Below are 17,854 nucleotides of genomic sequence, written 5' to 3'. Positions count from 1 at the left end.
AGCCGGCCTCAGTGCTTGTGCCCGTGGCGGTGGTGCGCATCCGGAAAATTCGCATGGCTGTGCCGCAGCGGCTGATAGCGGTGCCGATGCGCGTGCTGGCCTTCAAACGCGGGTTCATGGGCGTGCTGGTGGTGGCCGTCATCGGAGGGATGGGATTGCGGTTGCTCGTGCTCCAGCACTTCATGGCGATGCGCGTGGGCGTGGTGTTCGGTCAGGTGCAGTCAGATGCCCACCGCCATCGCCGCCGAAAGCCTGGCCAGGGCAGCAGCGCCGTCAACACCGCTTCGGCATTTTCGCCCGCCTCAAACCCGGCGCTGTGGCCAGCCAATCCGGGCCGGGTGCGACGACGATCACTTCCGCATTTTTGAACTTTCTGCGCGCCGCCGTATCATTCAAAAGTGCGCCGTCCGTTCTTCATCTTCATGATTGCCCTGCTGCTGCTACGCGGCTGGATGGGTGAGGCAATGGCCACCAACATGGCGGCTACCTGGTTGCAACCCGCGCAATCCGCTACAAAAACCATAGCCGCCAACGCCCATGAAGCCTGGGCTCAGGCAACTTTTAGTTATCAAACAGCGGATTCCGGGGCGGCCCATGCAGCTCGCAGCACTGCGGCGATGACTGGTGCTGGCGACTGCGCAGACCAGCCGCTTGATGCCGCCGCACAGCCGGCCGGCGGACATTGCAGCACCCATGCCGCCTGTCAGGCTTGCCACACGCTGGCGCCAACTGCGGCGGTGGCGCACCTGACGCCGGTTTTCAGTTTGCTGACGCGGCCCAGCGCTGCGGCATCCCGCTTTGCCAGCGCCGACGCTATGCCAGGCCAAAAACCACCGATTTCCTGAGTTTCGGGCCCGCACTGGGTCGGTACTTCCCTGACGCTATTGGCGGCACGAGCCGTAACGCTTGTATCAGGCTTCACCTCCGATTGCCCGCAACACTAAACCTGTTGACCTTCCTCATTTCGAATTTCCAAATCCGCTTCAAGGAGAAAACATGATGAAAAGACGATTACTGATTCAGGCACTCGCCTCGCTGGCTGGCGCTTCGCTTGGCGCACCGGCCGTGATGGCGCAAAGCAAAACCATGGTCGAGGTCTGGAAGGACCCCAGTTGCGGCTGCTGCAAAGACTGGGTGACGCATATGGAAGCCAACGGTTTTCAGGTCAAAGTGGACGACAGCGGCAATGCGGCGGTCAGAACCCGCTTGGGCGTACCCGAAAAGTTGGGCTCCTGCCACACCGCGCTGATCGCCGGCTACGCTATCGAGGGCCATGTGCCGGCTAAAGATATCCAGCGCCTGTTAAAAGAGCGCCCGAAAGTCATCGGCCTGACGGTGCCCGGCATGAAAGTCGGCTCCCCCGGGATGGATGGGCCTGAGTACAAGGGACGCAAGGACCCGTATGACGTGCTGCTCATCAGCTCCGACGGCAGCACCCGTGTCTATCAAAGCTACAACCGCGCCTGAAGGAATATCCAATGAAACGATTGACAACCACCGCCTTCGTCTTGAGCACGGCGCTGTTGGCCTCAACCGGCTTTGCAGCGTTTTCAGCCCATGCGCAAGCTGGTCTGCCGCAAACCGAGGGCGAGGTACGCAAGATTGACGCGGCAGCCGGCAAGATCACGTTGAAGCATGCCGAGATCAAAAACCTCGACATGCCCGCCATGAGCATGGCGTACGCGGTCAAGGACCCGGCGCTGCTGCAAAAGGTCAAGCCGGGGGACAAGGTCAATTTCACGGCGGACAAGATCAACGGCGCATTTACCGTGGTTTCGATAGAGCCGCGAAAGTAGCAAGTAGCCAGCAAGCCAGCGCGCCGCCTTTGGTGCGCTGGCGCGGGGTCGGCAGCGCGCCCCGCACTGCCATTTTTTTGCTATTATTTTGATAGCTCCTGGTGCCCGTATTCATTGGGCTAGCAGCCATTTATAAACCTATCGCGGCGCTGCACAGGGTCGCAGCAAGCCCATGCTATGGTTTGCAGCATGTCCAAAACCATACGCTACACCCTGCTCTCGCTGCGCGATCTGGCCGTCTCGGCCGGGCCTTTCATTGTGCTGGCCGTCACCCTGCTGGTGCTGGCTTACTGGTGGCTGGACCCGAACCCGCCCAAGCGCGTGGTGCTGGCCACCGGCCCGGCGCAAAGCGCCTATGAAGAGTTCGGCAAGCGTTACGCCAAAATTCTGGCCAAAGACCGCATAGACGTCGTGCTGCTGCCTTCCGAAGGATCGGCCGCCAATTTGCAGCTGTTGCGCGATGGCAAGGCCGACTTGGGTTTTGTGCAGGGCGGCACCAGCGAGGCCGACGTCGCGGCAGAGGATCCGCTCGAATCGCTGGGCAGCCTGTTTCTGGAGCCGGTGTGGCTGTTTTACCGTGAAGAGGCTGCGCGCAAGGTTACGGCGACAGCCACAGAACGCAACGAAGGGGCGCCCCAAGCAAGTTCAGCTCCCTCGGGAGGCAGCGTAGTACGCGAAGCGACAAGCGTGGGGGCTACAGAACGCAGCGAAGGGCCGCCCCAAGGAAGTTCAGCCCCCTCGGGGGGCAGCGTAGTACGCGAAGCGACAAGCGTGGGGGCCACATTAAGCACCTTGACGCAGCTGAAAGGCCTGCGCGTCAACATCGGCACACCCGGCAGCGGCGTGCCCAACCTGATGACCAAGTTGCTGGAAAGCAACCGCATTGACAGCAGCAGCCTGAAAATCTCCCAGCTTGAGCAGACCCCGGCCACCATGGCTTTTCTGTCCGGCGAGCTCGATGCCATCGTGTTTGCCTCGGCGCCCGAGTCGCTGATGGTGCAGATGCTGCTGCAGACCCCCGGCGTCAAGCTGATGGACTTTGCCCAGAGCGAAGCCTATTCGCGGCGTTTTGCTTTCCTGAGCCCGGCCGTGCTGCCGCGTGGCGTGGTCGACTTGGCCGCCAATGTTCCGCCGCAAGACGTTCGCCTGGTGGCGCCCACCACCACGCTGCTGACGCGCACCAGCACGCACCCGGCGCTGCTGCAGCTGTTTGCGCTGGCCGGCAACGAGATCCACGGCAGCGCCGGCTGGTTCAAGCGCGCCCGCGAATACCCCAACGTCAAAAACAATGAATTACCGGTGGCCAAGGAAGCCGAGCGCAGCATCCAGGCCGGCGCGCCGCTGCTGCAACGCTACTTGCCGTTCTGGGTGGCCAATCTGGTCGAGCGCATGTGGCTGGTGATGGGCATCATCATCGCCATCTTGCTGCCGCTGTCGCGCATCGTGCCCCCGCTTTACGAGTTTCGCGTGCGCTCTCGCATTTTCAGGTGGTACGGCCAACTACGGAACATCGAAAACCGGGCCGGGGATACTCAAGACACCGCCCCGCTGCTCGAAGAGCTGAACCAGATGGAAAACCACGCCGAAAAGATCAGCGTGCCGCTGTCGTATACCGATGAGCTTTATGCGCTGCGCAGCAACATCCAACTGGTGCGCAAGCGGCTGCAAAAGCTCTAAAGGCTTGACTGGCATGAACACCGGAATTCACCGGAGTTCAGGACCCGACGGCCCGCGCCGGCTCAATCCCGTCAGGCTTGCAACTGAAGCGCAGGCGCCATCATTTGCGGAAAAAGCTGAGCAAGCGGTTAAAGCCACCACTCCATTGGCCGAAGAAGGAAAGCTTTGCGGCAGACGGTGCACGAGCGCGGCGAATTGGGGCGTCACCCCTACGCATCGGCGCAGACTTCGGACCGGCTTCAGCCTGCGCATCACTGGCCGAACGCAGTAGGTTCATCACCTCCTGGGTCATCACCGTATTGAAGGTGTAAGGATTGAAGGTTTTATAACCGTGACTCTGCAGCAGCTGATTCATTTGCTGATCAAGCGGCACGTATTTCATGGCCCAGTCCTCAAAGGACAGCGTCGAGATCGGTTTTTTGGCCAGCAGCTTGAGGTCCGTGTGGCGCGAATCAGCGAGCAACTTTGCGTACAGGGCGTCTACGCTTTCTTCGCTCCCCTCCAGGCACTGGAAAAAGCAACCATCGCCAAAATACAAAACGCCCACCAAGCCGTTTTTCTGATTGCTGGTGCGTGACTTCAACAGAATGCGGCCCACGCTCGGATCGATCCCGTGAAAAGACTTTGACGCGCTGAAAGTGGAGCGACTGATGTAGATAAGCTGGATAAGTTTGTTCATCTTGCACTCGTTTGTAGTCAGGAAACTGGACTGCCATCATGCAAGGCGAGCGCTGTTCAGCGCCGGGTTTCACTCAGGACAAACCCCGGATAAATCTGCAACAAAATCTGGATTTTGCAAGCCTGAAAAGACAGAAAACAGACCCTAAACCCTGACTATTCGTTCAAATTTTTTCACCGCTTTTTTGCGCTGCCAACGCATGAAGAACATATTGTAACAATTGTTCATTTGCTTGATTTTTTGAGGAGGCGCGATATTTGCCTTCTCATTGCGCATTCAAAAACGGTAAATAGCCAAGGCAGCAATGCCAAAACGCGCTGACGAGGCGATGATGGCCTAGAGACCCAGCGCTTTCCAGCCTTCATGCCCCAGTTTCTGCAGCGTCTCAACATTCTTCTCGAAAATCGTTTCGGCTTCGGGAAAAATCGCCACCGCACGCTCGACACTTTCCTCGCGCAGCAAATGCAGCATCGCAAACGGTGCGCGGTTGCTGTAGTTGCCAATGTCGTCCGGCTCTGCGCCGTCAAACTGAAACTGCGGGTGAAAGCTGGCGAGCTGTATCACGCCTTCAAGTCCGTGCTCGTCCAGCACCCCTTCTGCGACTTCAATGAAATCATTGAAGTCGAGAAAATCGTCAAACAGCGTGGGGTGAATCAGCAGAGTGGTGTCTATCTGTTCGGCGGGCGTGGCCACCAGCAAGACAAGCTCGCGGTCGAGCTCTTCAAGCAGGTCGTCGGCATGGCGTGCCTGGCTCACGACCAGACGCACCTGATTTTTGACGTACACCGCTTTGGCAAACGGGCACAGGTTAAGGCCGATAACCGCTTTTTCAAGCCAGTAACGGGTTTGAATCAGGACTTCGTCGTCGGTCATAACTATTTTCCAGTGCCTACACGCAATGAGCGATCGTGAAGATTCTTCACCCCAGCAGGGGCCGCGGTTCTGGCTTTGCCAGTCCGCAGGCGCAGCGGCCCCCTCGGGGGGCAGCGCATTACACGAAGTGAAAAGCGTGGGGGCTTAATGCAGTGCCTTAAAACGCATGCGCTTGGGTTTGGCACCCTCTTCGCCCAGGCGTTTTTTCTTGTCGGCTTCGTATTCCTGATAGTTGCCGTTGAAGAAGGTCCATTGGCTGTCGCCTTCGGCGGCCAAAATGTGCGTGGCAATACGGTCCAGAAACCAGCGGTCATGGCTGATCACCATCACCGAGCCGGCAAATTCGAGCAGCGCATCTTCAAGCGCGCGCAGGGTTTCGACGTCAAGGTCGTTTGACGGTTCGTCAAGCATCAGCACATTGCCGCCGGCAATCAGTGTCTTGGCCAGGTGCAGGCGTCCGCGCTCGCCGCCTGAAAGCGAACCGACACGTTTTTGCTGGTCGGCGCCGTTGAAGTTGAAGCGGCCCGCGTAAGCGCGGCTGGGCATGGTGAACTTGCCGACGGTCAGCATGTCGAGTCCGCCGGAGATATCTTCCCAGACGGTTTTTTCGTTGGCCAGGTCGTCGCGGTGCTGATCAACAAAGGCCATGCGCGCGGTCTTGCCGATCTTCACTTCGCCGCTGTCGGGCTGCTCTTTGCCGGCAATCAGCTTGAACAGCGTGGACTTGCCTGCGCCGTTGGGCCCGATGATGCCGACGATGGCGCCAGCCGGAATGCTGAAGCTGAGATTGTCGATGAGCAGGCGATCGCCGAAAGATTTGCTGACGTCCTTAAACTCAATGACTTCATTGCCCAGACGCTCGGCCACGGGGATGAAAATCTCCTGCGTTTCGTTGCGCTGCTGGTATTCAAAATCTGACAGTTCCTCAAAACGAGCGAGGCGCGACTTGCTTTTGGCCTGGCGCGCTTTCGGATTCTGGCGTGACCATTCGAGCTCTTTCTTCAGGGCCTTGGCCCGGGCTTCTTCGCCCTTGTGCTCCTGCGCCAGACGTTCGCCTTTTTGATCGAGCCAACTGCTGTAGTTGCCTTTCCACGGAATGCCGTGGCCGCGGTCGAGCTCCAAAATCCATTCGGCGGCGTTGTCCAAGAAGTAGCGGTCATGGGTAATGGCAACCACGGTGCCCGAGTAGCGCTGCAAAAACTGCTCCAGCCAATCGACCGATTCTGCGTCCAGATGGTTGGTTGGCTCGTCGAGCAGCAGCATCTCTGGCCGGGACAGCAGCAGGCTGCACAAAGCCACGCGGCGTTTCTCGCCACCCGACAAAACGCCGATTTTGGCGTCCCAGGGTGGTAGACGCAGCGCGTCGGCGGCGATTTCAAGCTGGTGCTCGGAATCAGTGCCGGCGGTGGCGATGATGGCTTCCAATCTAGCCTGCTCGGCGGCCAGCGCGTCAAAGTCGGCATCGGGCTCGCCATAGGCGACGTACACCGCTTCCAATTGCGCCTTGGCGGCAAACACAGCGCCCATGCCGGCTTCGACGCTCTCGCGCACGGTGTGCTCGGGGTTGAGCTTGGGTTCTTGCGGCAGATAACCGATGTTCAGGCCCGGCATCGGGGTGGCTTCGCCTTCGATCTCGGTGTCCAAACCGGCCATGATCTTGAGCAGCGTGGACTTGCCCGAACCGTTGGTGCCCAGCATGCCGATTTTGGCGCCGGGGAAGAAGCTGAGCGACACATCTTTCAGGATATGGCGTTTGGGCGGCACAATTTTGCCGACCTTGTTCATGGTGAATACGTACTGAGCCATCAGGTTTACTTTGTTAAAAATTGGAAAAAAAAACAGAAAAACGGACTGCACGCCGCCTGTCGGCAAATTGTTTTGCAGGCTTCTGGCAGGGCTCTTTGCAGGCCGGCGACACATGCCGACCCTTGAATTGATGGCCTGTTTTTTGGCGTGAATGCATAGATTATCGTTCCTGTGCAACAATACCCTTATTGCTGGCTCCAGTTGCCTGCAGTATTTAGGCACATCTCGGGCGTTACTTTCCGTAATTGCTCTCGATGTAACTTGCGATGTAAAACGAAATCGCAAAATACTTGGCCTGAATTTCTGATCCCATCTGCCTTTGACTGGCGGGTTGCTTTCAAACAAAGCACTCAAACAGGCCGATCTAAAGCGTCCCTGGACGCCATACCATGACATTTGAAGAATTGAATTTGGCCCCGGCCATTCTTAAAGCCGTGCTTGAGCAGGGCTACGACACCCCCACCCCGATTCAGGCCCAGGCGATTCCCGCCGTACTTGCAGGCAGCGACCTGCTGGGCGGCGCCCAGACCGGTACCGGCAAGACGGCAGCGTTCGTGCTGCCCATGCTGCAGCGCTTGAGCACGGAAGCGCGCCTGACCAACCGACGCGGCGTTAACGCCGTGCGCGCACTCATCATGACGCCGACTCGCGAGCTGGCGGCGCAGGTGGAAGAAAGCGTACGTACCTACGGCAAACACCTGGACCTCACCTCGATGGTGATGTTTGGCGGTGTTGGAATGGGCGCGCAGATTGAAAAACTGCGCCGCGGAGTTGACATTCTGGTAGCCACGCCCGGCCGTCTGCTTGACCACGCGGGCCAAGGAACGCTGGACCTGAGCCAGGTGCAAATTCTGGTGCTGGACGAGGCCGACCGCATGCTGGACATGGGCTTTATCCACGACATCAAGAAAGTGCTGGCGCTGATTCCCAAGCAAAAGCAGGTGCTGTTGTTCAGCGCCACCTTCAGCGATGAAATTCGCGAACTGGCCAACGGCCTGCTGCGCAACCCGGTGTCCATCCAGGTGACGCCGCGCAACACAACGGTGCAGCGCATCACGCAAACCATTCACCCGGTGGGCCGCAGCAAGAAGAAAGCGCTGCTCACACACATCATCAACGAACACAACTGGAGCCAGGTGCTGGTGTTTACACGCACCAAGTTCGGCGCCAACAATGTGGCCGAACACCTGACCAAGAACGGCATCGTCGCCATGGCGCTGCACGGCAACAAAAGCCAGACCGCACGCACGCAGGCCTTGCAAGGTTTCAAAAGCGGCGATATTCGCGCGCTGGTGGCTACCGACATTGCCGCTCGCGGTATTGACATTGACGAGTTGCCACACGTGGTGAACTACGAGATCCCGAATGTCAGTGAAGACTATGTTCACCGCATTGGCCGCACCGGCCGGGCCGGCAACAGCGGCGAAGCCGTCAGCCTGGTGTGCCTGGACGAAGAAGGCTTCATGCAGGACATCGAGCGCTTTACCAAGCAGAATATTGAAAAAGTAATTGTGCCCGGCTTTGAAGCCGAGCCTGGCGAAAAAGCCGAGCCGCTGGCCATGGGTCGCCAGACCATCTGGGGCGGCTTGGGCAAACCGCCTAGCCGTGACGTGATGCAGGCAGCCGCCAAGGCTGCGCGCAGCGAAATGATGCAGCGCGTGCGCGACACCAAGGGTGCGCAACCGGCACGTGGCGGCGGTGGCGGAAATGGTGGCGGCCGTGGCCGCAGTCCGGCCGGTGGCGGAAATGGTGGAGAAAGCCGTAGCGACAGCCGCGGTGCTTACGGTGGTGGTAATGGTGGTGGCGGCGGCGGCCGTCGCAGCCCGGCCCAGCCTGGCCAGCAGCCGCGTCAAAGCACGGGCTATTCACAGGGCGGCCAGCCTTCGGGCCAGCCAAGAAACGCTTACGCACAGGCTCCGCGTCAGCAAAACAGTGAACCGCGCAACAATGATTTCGACAACCAGCAACCCGCCAGCCACGCCTCTTCCGGATTCCCGTCTTCCGGCCAACCCACCGGCAACCGCAACAACTTCCGCGGAGGCCCCCGCTCCGGCGGTGGCGGCACGAGTGGCGCTGCTGGCCGGGGCAACGGGCCTCGTCGGTCGGGCGGTCCTGGCTCGTTTACTGGCCGGTAAGCCAGGCAGCCATTACCCGGATCGCCCGGATTACTCGGCGGTTCATTGCGTGGGCCGCCACGTACCCGCGCAGCAAGACCCCCGGCTAATGGTGCATCTTGTGGGTTCGTTCAGCGATTTCACGGCACCGCCCGTCGATGATGTGTTCATCGCACTCGGCACCACGTTGAAGGTGGCGGGCAGCCGCAAAGCCTTCCGGGCGATTGATGTTGATGCGGTGCTTGCACTGGCCCATGCTGGCCGAGCGGCCGGCGCGACCCGTCTGGCAGTGGTTAGTGCCATGGGCGCCGACAGCCGGTCGGCTGTTTACTACAACCGCGTCAAGGGCGAGATGGAAGACGCTGTGCTTAAGCTGGGTTTTCGAACCGTGGTGATCGTGCGCCCTTCCTTGCTGTCCGGTGACCGGGCTGCACTGAAGCAGGTGCCGCGGCTGGGCGAGCAATGGGCACTGCGCGCCGCCCAATGGTTGAACCCGCTGATACCGGCCAACTACCGTGCCGTGGAGGCCGCCCAGGTGGCGAACGCGCTGATGGACAGCCTGCAGTCGGTCGGCGCCGGGCAGCGCCTGCTGCTGTCGGGTGAGTTACGCCGATACCCCCGGAAAATTTAGTATTTAAGCCTATAGCCCAATCACAGCGGGCGCGAGCAGCTATCAAAAGAAGAGCGCCATGAGATGGACGAGAATTTGTTCGCAAGGCGCTGCGGCACACCAGCCAGGCCCGAAAAAGGCCGCTTCATGACTTGGATCAAGCCCCTGGCTGCGGCACTTGCGTAAGCTCGCAGATCTGCCCTGCAGGCAGGTGTCAGGGATGCCAGGTCCAGCGCGGTCTGAAGCGGCGCAATCCGAGCCTGCTGCAGCCTATGCGCTACGGGCCTACGAGACTGCCCTGTCGGACCCGTTCGAAAACTACCTCTACAGCCAAGGTCCCGTGCATGCAAACTACGCGGCTTTCACCTTCCCAAAGTTTGCAATACAAGGCATTGCCACCGACGATCAGTCCGGCTTGCGACAGCGCGCAGCGCTCCGGTCGCAAGCGCGTTGAATCAGTGGCGCTAGCAGCATGAAGACCACCCCAGCCATCGCCCCACAGGCAGTCAATGCGGCAAAACCTGCGCCCCGCCACCGCCTGCACGAAGACATTCAGGCCCTGGTCACCGGCACGCTATTCGTAGCGCTGGGCGTGGTGATGTTCGGCCACGCCGGTTTGCTGACGGGCGGCACGGCGGGAATCGCTTTTCTGATCCATTACGCGTATGCCGCCGACATCAGCTTCAGCCTGGCGTTCTTTGTGGTGAATCTCCCGTTTTATATATTCGCCTGGCGCCGCATGGGCCGCGCGTTCACGCTTAAAACCTTTGTCGCCGTTGCGCTGCTGTCTCTGTTCACGCATTTTTTGCCGAGCGGGCTGGCCTTTGAACACTTGTCGCCACCGCTGGCGGCGGTGCTGGGCGGGTTGTTGTGCGGCACCGGCATGCTTATTTTGTTTCGCCATCGCGCCAGTCTGGGCGGGCTCAATGTGCTGGTGCTGTATCTGCAGGAGCGTCTGGGCTGGCGCGCCGGCAAGGTACAGATGGCCATCGACAGCCTGATCGTGCTGGGCGCATTTTGGGTCACCGATGGCGAGCGGGTGGCCCTGTCGGTGCTGGGCGCAGTGGTACTCAACTTGACTCTAGCCATCAACCACCGCCCCGGCCGCTACATGGCAATGTAAGCTGTGCACCGGTTCTTTCGACAAAACGTAATGATGCTCCTGAAATAGGAGCATTTTTGTTTCAGCACCTGTCTTGATGACGGCTGGCTGCCGGCATACGCTGCACACCCTGCAACAACAGGGTTCACCCCAACGACGTCAATGGTTGTTGCTGATGACATCGCATTTTTTTCATGCTACAAAGTCTGGGCTTTCAACATAACCATCCCCGGGAGACCATGGCTGCAGTTCAAATCAAAGGGGTCGAAAAATATTTCGGCGCAACCCATGTCATTCGCGGCGTGAACATTGACATTGAAGACGGCCAGTTCACCGTGCTCGTCGGGCCGTCAGGCTGCGGCAAATCCACCTTGTTGCGCATGATTGCGGGTCTGGAGGAAATAGGCGCTGGAGAAATCCTCATCGACGGCAAAGTGGTGAACAACATGATGCCCAAGGAGCGGGACATCGCGATGGTGTTCCAGAACTACGCGCTCTACCCGCACATGACGGTACGCGACAACATGGCCTTCAGTCTGATGCTGGCCAGGCAACCCAAGGCCATGGTCAATGACCGGGTGATGAAGGCCGCCGACATCCTGGGCTTGGTCGATCTGCTTGATCGCTTCCCGCGCCAGTTGTCCGGCGGACAGCGTCAGCGTGTAGCCATGGGACGTTGTATCGTGCGGGATCCCCAGGTGTTCCTGTTCGACGAACCCTTGTCCAACCTGGATGCCAAGCTGCGGGTACAGATGCGCACCGAAATCAAAGAGCTGCATCAGCGCCTTAAAACCACATCGGTCTATGTGACGCACGACCAGATCGAGGCGATGACCATGGCCGACAAGATTGTCGTGATGCGCGACGGTATCGTCGAGCAGACCGGTTCACCGCTTGATCTGTACGACCATCCGGCGAATCAGTTTGTGGCCGGCTTCATCGGCTCGCCGGCCATGAATTTCCTGCCGGGTGTGCTCAGGCGCGGCGCGGGCGTCGCCACCGTCGAGTTCCCTGGTGGCCTGTGCCTGCCCGCGCCTGTCCACGCGGGCGGCCAGGACGGACAGAAAGTGGTCTACGGCACTCGGCCCGAACACATCGATCTGGCCGATGCGGGTGACGGCGTTGTAACCGAAGTGGTGGTGGTCGAGCCCACCGGGGCAGACACCCAGATCTTCACCAAGATCGCTGGCGTCGAGATCACCAGCGTGTTTCGTGAGCGTCATACATTCAGGCCGGGTGAAACCATTTACCTGCGACCCGACCCTGCCCGCGCCCATTTGTTTGATGCCACCAGTGGTATGCGCCTGGCAGGCTGAATGCCTGCTGGCGCCAGGCCTGGTCGCGTTTAATTTTTGTTGCTTGATCCAACCATAAGGAGACTTTCATGTCCGATTTCAATCGTCGCAAATTTCTCAAGAAAACATCGGCCGCTGCGGGCGTCGCAGCCGCGCCCATGCTTTGGCCTGCGGCGGCCCAGGCCCAGTGGAACAACCAGCCCGAAAAAGGTGCCAAGCTGCGCGTGCTGCGCTGGAGCCGCTTCGTGCAGGGCGACATCGACGCTTACATGGTCAACGTCAAGCGGTTCACCGAGACGACCGGCATTGAGGTGCGGGTCGATAACGAAGGCTGGGAAGACGTGCGCCCGAAAGCCGCGGTGGCCGCCAACACCGGCGCCGGGCCAGACATCATTCTGTCAACCAACGACGATGCCAATCTGTACCCCGACAAGCTGCTCGACGTGACCGACCTGGCCGAGTACCTGGGCAAGAAATACGGCGGCTGGTACCCGGCGACAGAGGCGTACCTGCGCCCGGATGGCAAAAAGTGGATCGGCATTCCACTGGGTGCCGCCGGCGCGATGATAGTCTACCGCCAGAGCCAGCTCAAGGCGGCTGGTTTCGACACCTTCCCCAAAGACACGGCCGGCTTCCTGGCGATGCTCAAGGCGCTGCACGCCAAGGGCACGCCGGGCGGTTTCGCGCTGGGCAATGCCACCGGTGACGGCCTGTGGACCAACTGGCTGATCTGGTCGCATGGCGGCCAGCTCGTCAGCAATGACAACAAGGTCGTGATCGACAGCGCCGAGACGATCAGGGCACTTGAGTACGCCAAAGAGATGTACGCCACGTTCATTCCCGGAACGCTGTCGTGGCTCGACCCAAACAACAACAAGGCCTTCCTCGACAGCCAGATCAGCGTAACCAACAACGGCATCTCGATCTATTACGCAACCAAGAACTCGACCGACCCGAAAGTTCAGGCGCTGAAGGAAGACATCCAGCACGCTTCCTATCCAATCGGGCCGGTGGGCGTACCGACCGAGTCGCACCTGTTCTTCAACCAGATGGCCATGAAGTACACCAAGTACCCAAAAGCGGCCAAGGAGTTCCTGCGCTTCATGATGGAGAAGGACCAGTTTGAACCGTGGTTGACGGGCGCGAGTGGTTATATTGCGCCGCCGCTGGCCGAATATGCCAAGAGCCCGATCTGGACCTCGGACCCAAAGCACACGCCCTACCGCGACGCCGTCAAGAACATGCGTCCTTCGGGTTACGCGGGCAAGCTCGGCTATGCCTCGGCTGGCGCGGGCGCCGACTTCATCGTGACGAACATGGTCGCCGAGGCGGCAAGCGGGGCCAAAACGCCGAAGGAAGCGGCAGAACGCGCGCAGAAGCGGGCCGAGCGTTATTACAAGGTCTGATGGTGCGTGCTGGTTGACGCCCGTCTCACTGACGATCCGGCAACTCAAGCTGCCCCAGCGGGCAGTTTGGGTTGCGAGATGACTTGATTTTTTCACCGCAGGACTGACTGAACTCCACCATGTTGCAAAAACTGCAAAACAGCCGCAACGCACTGGGCTTGATTTTCATGCTGCCGGCCGCAGTATTGCTGGTGTTATTCCTGACCTACCCACTGTTCCTGGGTATCTGGTTAGGTTTCACCGACACCAAGATCGGCCGCACGGGCGTCTGGATCGGACTGGAAAACTACTTATTTTTGCTGGGCGACGACAGTGTCACCCGGCTTGCCTTGTTCAACACGCTGTTCTACACCTTTGTCGCCAGCGTGCTCAAGTTCGTCCTGGGCCTGTGGCTTGCGATCCTGCTCAACGAGCAACTCCCCTTCAAAACATTTTTCCGAACGATCATCCTGCTGCCCTACATCGTCCCCACTGCGCTGTCGGCGATTGCCTTCTGGTGGATTTACGACGCGCAGTTCTCGGTACTCAGTTGGGGCCTGATGAAGATGGGTCTGATTGACCACTACATCGATTTCCTGGGTGACCCCTGGAACGCACGCCTGTCCACCATTGCGGCCAATGTCTGGCGCGGCGTGCCGTTTGTAGCCATCACCTTGCTGGCCGGCCTGCAAACCATCTCGCCCTCGCTGTACGAAGCGGCGGCCATTGACGGTGCCAGTGGCTGGCAGCGCTTTCGCTTCATCACCCTGCCCTTGTTGACGCCCATCATCGCCGTGGTCATGACTTTCTCGGTGCTTTTCACCTTCACCGACTTTCAACTGATTTACGTGCTCACGCGAGGCGGGCCGCTCAATGCGACGCACCTGATGGCCACCCTGTCGTTCCAGCGCGCCATCTCCGGCGGTGCCCTGGGCGAGGGCGCGGCGATTGCGATTGCCATGGTGCCCTTTCTGCTGGCCTCCATCCTGTTCAGTTACTTCGGATTGCAGCGCCGTGCCTGGCAACAGGGCGGAAGCGACAAGTAAAAACAAGTCCTTTTCCACACCCACCCCCTGAGGAATTCATGAAACAAAAGGACAACGACAGCCCGGGCATGCGCTTTCTCGACACGATGCCGCGCCGTGTCGTGACTGTGTTCATCCCGCTGGGTATCTTCGTATTTGTTCTGCTCTTTCCGTTTTACTGGATGACGATCACCTCGTTCAAACCGGACGCGGAATTGCTGGCACGCGATGGCAATCCCTTTCTGGTGATCGCGCCCACCCTGGCGCATTTCAAAAGACTGGTGTTTGAGACGGACTACCCGGCCTGGCTCTGGAACACGGTCATTGTCTCGGTGGTCTCCACCTTCGTGTCGCTGGCCGCCTCGGTGCTGGCGGCCTATGCCATCGAGCGACTGCGCTTCAAGGGTTCGCGGCAAGTGGGCCTGAGCGTCTTCCTGGCCTATCTGGTGCCCCCGTCCATCCTGTTCATTCCACTCGCAGCCATCGTGTTCCAGCTCGGCCTGTTCGACACGCGCTGGGCCCTGATACTGACCTACCCCACCTTTCTGATTCCTTTTTGTACCTGGCTGTTGATGGGTTACTTCCGATCCATCCCCTACGAGCTGGAGGAGTGCGCGTTGATCGACGGCGCCACGCGCTTTGAAATCCTCTGGAAGATCATCCTGCCGCTGTCGGTGCCGGGCCTGATTTCCGCAGGCATTTTCGCGTTCACACTGTCCTGGAACGAGTTTATCTACGCACTGACCTTTGTCTCTTCTTCCGAGGTGAAAACCGTTGCCGTGGGCACCATCACCGAGCTGGTCAGTGGCGATGTGTACCACTGGGGTGCGCTGATGGCGGGGGCCTTGCTGGGCTCCTTGCCCGTGGCCATCATCTATTCCTTCTTCGTTGAATATTACGTCTCCGGCATGACGGGTGCAGTCAAGGAATAAGACCACGCAGCTCGCACCACCGGCAGACCAAAAAGCCCCACGTCAACGACAGAAGGCGCCAACAACCATTCAACGAATGGGTCTTCATCAAGACATGACCCAAGCGCCATCGTCGCAGGCTTTCTTGAGTTCATCGCGCACGTCATTCAAGACAGCCGCACCCATCCCCTGTTTATCAATTAAGGATTTTTTTCTATGACCGCACCCGAAAAACCCAAAAAATCCCCCTCCGAATTGCGCAGCCAGCAATGGTTCGGCCGGCAGGATCGCGATGGTTTTGCCTACCGCAGCTGGGTCAAGGGCAAAGGGGTTCCACATGACCAATTCGATGGCCGCCCGGTTATCGGCATCTGCAACACCTTCAGCGAATTGACCCCTTGCAATTCGCACTTCCGCACGCTGGCCGAGCAGGTAAAGATCGGCGTCTACGAGGCTGGCGGTTTTCCGCTGGAGTTCCCCGTGATGTCGCTCGGTGAAACGCTGCTGCGACCAACCGCCATGCTGTATCGGAACCTGGCCAGCATGGATGTGGAGGAAAGCATCCGCGGCAACCCGATTGACGGCGTCGTGCTGCTGATGGGCTGCGACAAGACCACGCCGTCGCTGGTAATGGGTGCGGCCAGCGTGGACTTGCCCACTATTGGCGTGAGCGGTGGCCCGATGCTGAACGGCAAGTGGCGCGGTCAGGAACTCGGCTCAGGCACCGGGTTATGGAGCATGAGCGAGCAGGTTCGCGCCGGCACGCTCAAGCTGGAGGAATTTTTCGAGGCCGAGAGCTGCATGCACCGCAGCCACGGCCACTGCATGACCATGGGCACGGCCAGCACCATGGCCTGCATGGTCGAAGCATTGGGCATCGGCCTGCCCGGCAACGCTGCTTACCCGGCGGTGGATGGACGGCGCAATGTGCTGGCCCGCATGGCCGGTCGGCGCGTGGTTGAGATGGTGCATGAAGACCAGAAGCTTTCCAAAATTCTCACGCGCGAAGCGTTTGAGAATGCCATCAAAACACTGGCTGCGATTGGCGGCTCGACCAACGCCGTGATTCACCTGATTGCCATGGCTGGTCGGATCGGCATCAAGCTGAGCATCGACGATTTTGATCGGCTGGCCAGCGAACTTCCCTGCCTGCTCAACCTCCAGCCTTCGGGCAAGTACCTGATGGAAGACTTCTGCTACGCCGGTGGCCTGCCGGTGGTGATGAAGGAAATTGCACAGCACCTGCACACGCAGGCCGTTACCGCCAACGGGAAAACCGTGGCTGAGAACATCGCCGATGCCGAAAACTTCAACACCGAAGTCATCAAGCCGCTGGCTGCGCCGTTCAAGGACAAGGCCGGCATCGCCGTGCTGCGCGGCAACCTGGCGCCGCGTGGCGCCGTCATCAAGCCCAGCGCTGCCACGCCCGAGCTCATGGTGCACAAGGGCCGCGCCGTGGTGTTCGAGAACATTGAAGATTTCCACGCACGCATCGACGATGAGAACCTCGACATCGACGAGACCTGTGTGATGGTGCTGAAAAATTGCGGCCCCAAGGGCTACCCTGGCATGGCCGAGGTGGGCAACATGCCGCTGCCGCCCAAAGTGCTGCGCAAGGGCATTACCGACATGGTGCGCATCAGCGATGCCCGCATGAGTGGCACAGCCTACGGCACGGTGGTGCTGCACACCGCACCCGAAGCAGCGGCCGGCGGCCCGCTGGCGCTGGTGCAGAACGGCGATCTGATCGAGCTCGATGTGCCCAAGCGCCGCCTGCACCTGCACGTCAGCGATGAAGAATTGGTACGACGCAAGGCCAACTGGAAAGCGCCCGAACCGCCACTCTCCTCGGGCTACTGGAAGCTCTACATCGACCATGTGCTGCAGGCCGATGAAGGCGCAGATCTTGATTTTCTGGTGGGAAAGCGCGGCTCGTTTGTACCGCGCGATAACCATTGAATGATTGAATGCGTGTCGGCGCCGATTGAATACTGAGCCACCGGGGGTGCGGCGGAAAACTTGGACTGGTTATGCCGTAAGTCCGAGGCTCTGTCGGTACTCAAGGGGACTGAGTGAGCCAAGGGAGATCTTGATTCGTTTTTCGTTATACCAGCGGATGTAGGAGTCAACTGCCTCCATGAATTGCTCAATGGTTGTAGTTTGCCAGTCCCGAGGATGGAACAGCTCCGGTTTCAGCCGCCCGAAGAAGCCTTCACAGGCCGCATTATCGGGAGAGCATCCTTTGCGCGACATTGAGCGGATCAGCTTCGCACCGTGCATCCGCGAGAGCCACCCAGGCCAGCGGTAGTGCGCACCGCGGTCAGAGTGAACCACAGGTCGGTCAGCGCTGTTGGCCACCTTCTCAATGGTGGTCGACGTCAACTATCTTGACCGCTCGGCGACAACTATCCTGGCCGGTGGAAGCGGGGAATGAATGGAACTGGTTACGTTGTTGAACGGGCCTTTCTGGCAGGCGGAGCATGCCCCGCCTGTGCGGCGCGGCGGCGGTAGCTCTCCACGTTCATCTCCAGAATGGTTGCGTGATGCACCAGCCGGTCAACCGCAGCCAGCGTCATGGCCG

General features: G+C 59.6%; 17 protein-coding genes and 1 pseudogene. 13 read left to right on the top strand and 5 right to left on the bottom strand.

The genetic code is table 11. The features are described 5' to 3' along the window. The first annotated feature begins 53 nt into the window (after positions 1-53). From HHJ18_RS08385 to HHJ18_RS08365, 5 genes are all read left to right on the top strand, one after another. Positions 54-368, top strand: coding sequence for a hypothetical protein (locus tag HHJ18_RS08385; protein WP_296913875.1), 315 nt, complete (start codon positions 54-56; stop codon positions 366-368). Positions 369-398: 30 nt separating this feature from the next. Beyond that, complete coding sequence (locus HHJ18_RS08380; RefSeq protein WP_296913872.1) at positions 399-845, top strand: hypothetical protein; 447 nt, start codon at positions 399-401, stop codon at positions 843-845. 151 nt (positions 846-996) lie between these two features. Continuing rightward, positions 997-1,467 carry a DUF411 domain-containing protein gene (locus tag HHJ18_RS08375; RefSeq protein ID WP_296913869.1) on the top strand — a complete coding sequence of 157 codons (471 nt, stop codon included), beginning with the start codon at positions 997-999 and terminating at the stop codon, positions 1,465-1,467. 11 nt (positions 1,468-1,478) lie between these two features. After that, entirely contained in the window at positions 1,479-1,796 is a 318-nt protein-coding gene (locus tag HHJ18_RS08370; RefSeq protein ID WP_296913867.1) for a copper-binding protein, read from the top strand. A 189-nt stretch (positions 1,797-1,985) separates the two neighbouring features. After that, entirely contained in the window at positions 1,986-3,473 is a 1,488-nt protein-coding gene (locus HHJ18_RS08365; RefSeq protein WP_296913865.1) for a TAXI family TRAP transporter solute-binding subunit, read from the top strand. A 100-nt stretch (positions 3,474-3,573) separates the two neighbouring features. On the opposite strand, the gene HHJ18_RS08360 is transcribed toward HHJ18_RS08365, so the two are convergent. From HHJ18_RS08360 to ettA, 3 genes are all read right to left on the bottom strand, one after another. Next, positions 3,574-4,152: a BLUF domain-containing protein gene (locus tag HHJ18_RS08360; protein ID WP_296913863.1), complete on the bottom strand. Its 579-nt coding sequence runs from the start codon at positions 4,150-4,152 to the stop codon at positions 3,574-3,576. 336 nt (positions 4,153-4,488) lie between these two features. Beyond that, positions 4,489-5,025: a DUF1415 domain-containing protein gene (locus HHJ18_RS08355; protein WP_296913861.1), complete on the bottom strand. Its 537-nt coding sequence runs from the start codon at positions 5,023-5,025 to the stop codon at positions 4,489-4,491. A gap of 144 nt (positions 5,026-5,169) precedes the next feature. Next, entirely contained in the window at positions 5,170-6,831 is a 1,662-nt protein-coding gene (gene ettA, locus HHJ18_RS08350; RefSeq protein ID WP_296913858.1) for an energy-dependent translational throttle protein EttA, read from the bottom strand. Positions 6,832-7,220: 389 nt separating this feature from the next. On the opposite strand from ettA, the gene HHJ18_RS08345 reads away from it, so the two are divergent. The 8 genes from HHJ18_RS08345 to HHJ18_RS08310 all read left to right on the top strand — a co-directional run bounded on the left by HHJ18_RS08345 (position 7,221) and on the right by HHJ18_RS08310 (position 17,232). After that, entirely contained in the window at positions 7,221-8,966 is a 1,746-nt protein-coding gene (locus HHJ18_RS08345; RefSeq protein WP_296913855.1) for a DEAD/DEAH box helicase, read from the top strand. A gap of 88 nt (positions 8,967-9,054) precedes the next feature. After that, positions 9,055-9,576, top strand: coding sequence for an epimerase (locus HHJ18_RS08340; protein WP_296913853.1), 522 nt, complete (start codon positions 9,055-9,057; stop codon positions 9,574-9,576). 451 nt (positions 9,577-10,027) lie between these two features. Next, entirely contained in the window at positions 10,028-10,678 is a 651-nt protein-coding gene (locus tag HHJ18_RS08335; RefSeq protein ID WP_296913851.1) for a YitT family protein, read from the top strand. Between the two features lie 218 nt (positions 10,679-10,896). After that, positions 10,897-11,973 carry a sn-glycerol-3-phosphate ABC transporter ATP-binding protein UgpC gene (gene ugpC / locus HHJ18_RS08330; RefSeq protein WP_296913849.1) on the top strand — a complete coding sequence of 359 codons (1,077 nt, stop codon included), beginning with the start codon at positions 10,897-10,899 and terminating at the stop codon, positions 11,971-11,973. Positions 11,974-12,041: 68 nt separating this feature from the next. Continuing rightward, positions 12,042-13,358, top strand: a complete 1,317-nt coding sequence (locus HHJ18_RS08325; protein WP_296913846.1) for an ABC transporter substrate-binding protein — start codon at positions 12,042-12,044, stop codon at positions 13,356-13,358. A 119-nt stretch (positions 13,359-13,477) separates the two neighbouring features. Further along, entirely contained in the window at positions 13,478-14,383 is a 906-nt protein-coding gene (locus HHJ18_RS08320) for a sugar ABC transporter permease (protein WP_296913842.1), read from the top strand. Between the two features lie 38 nt (positions 14,384-14,421). Next, positions 14,422-15,294 (top strand): carbohydrate ABC transporter permease, encoded by an 873-nt coding sequence (locus HHJ18_RS08315; protein ID WP_296913839.1) that lies wholly within the window; start codon positions 14,422-14,424, stop codon positions 15,292-15,294. Positions 15,295-15,489: 195 nt separating this feature from the next. Next, on the top strand, positions 15,490-17,232 hold the full coding sequence (locus HHJ18_RS08310; protein ID WP_296913837.1) for an IlvD/Edd family dehydratase: 1,743 nt from the start codon (positions 15,490-15,492) through the stop codon (positions 17,230-17,232). Positions 17,233-17,301: 69 nt separating this feature from the next. Here the strand turns inward: HHJ18_RS08310 and HHJ18_RS08305 are convergent. Continuing rightward, positions 17,302-17,616 (bottom strand): annotated as a pseudogene (locus HHJ18_RS08305) (IS3 family transposase); the annotation flags it as partial. A gap of 101 nt (positions 17,617-17,717) precedes the next feature. Beyond that, on the bottom strand, positions 17,718-17,854 hold a 137-nt coding region (locus tag HHJ18_RS08300), incomplete at its 5' end, for an ATP-binding protein (RefSeq protein WP_296913941.1).

Source organism: Polaromonas sp. (assembly GCF_012927455.1).
Classification (GTDB): domain Bacteria; phylum Pseudomonadota; class Gammaproteobacteria; order Burkholderiales; family Burkholderiaceae_C; genus Polaromonas.
The sequence above is the reverse complement of the archived record's forward strand: the minus strand, read 5'-3'. Positions and strand labels throughout refer to the sequence as shown.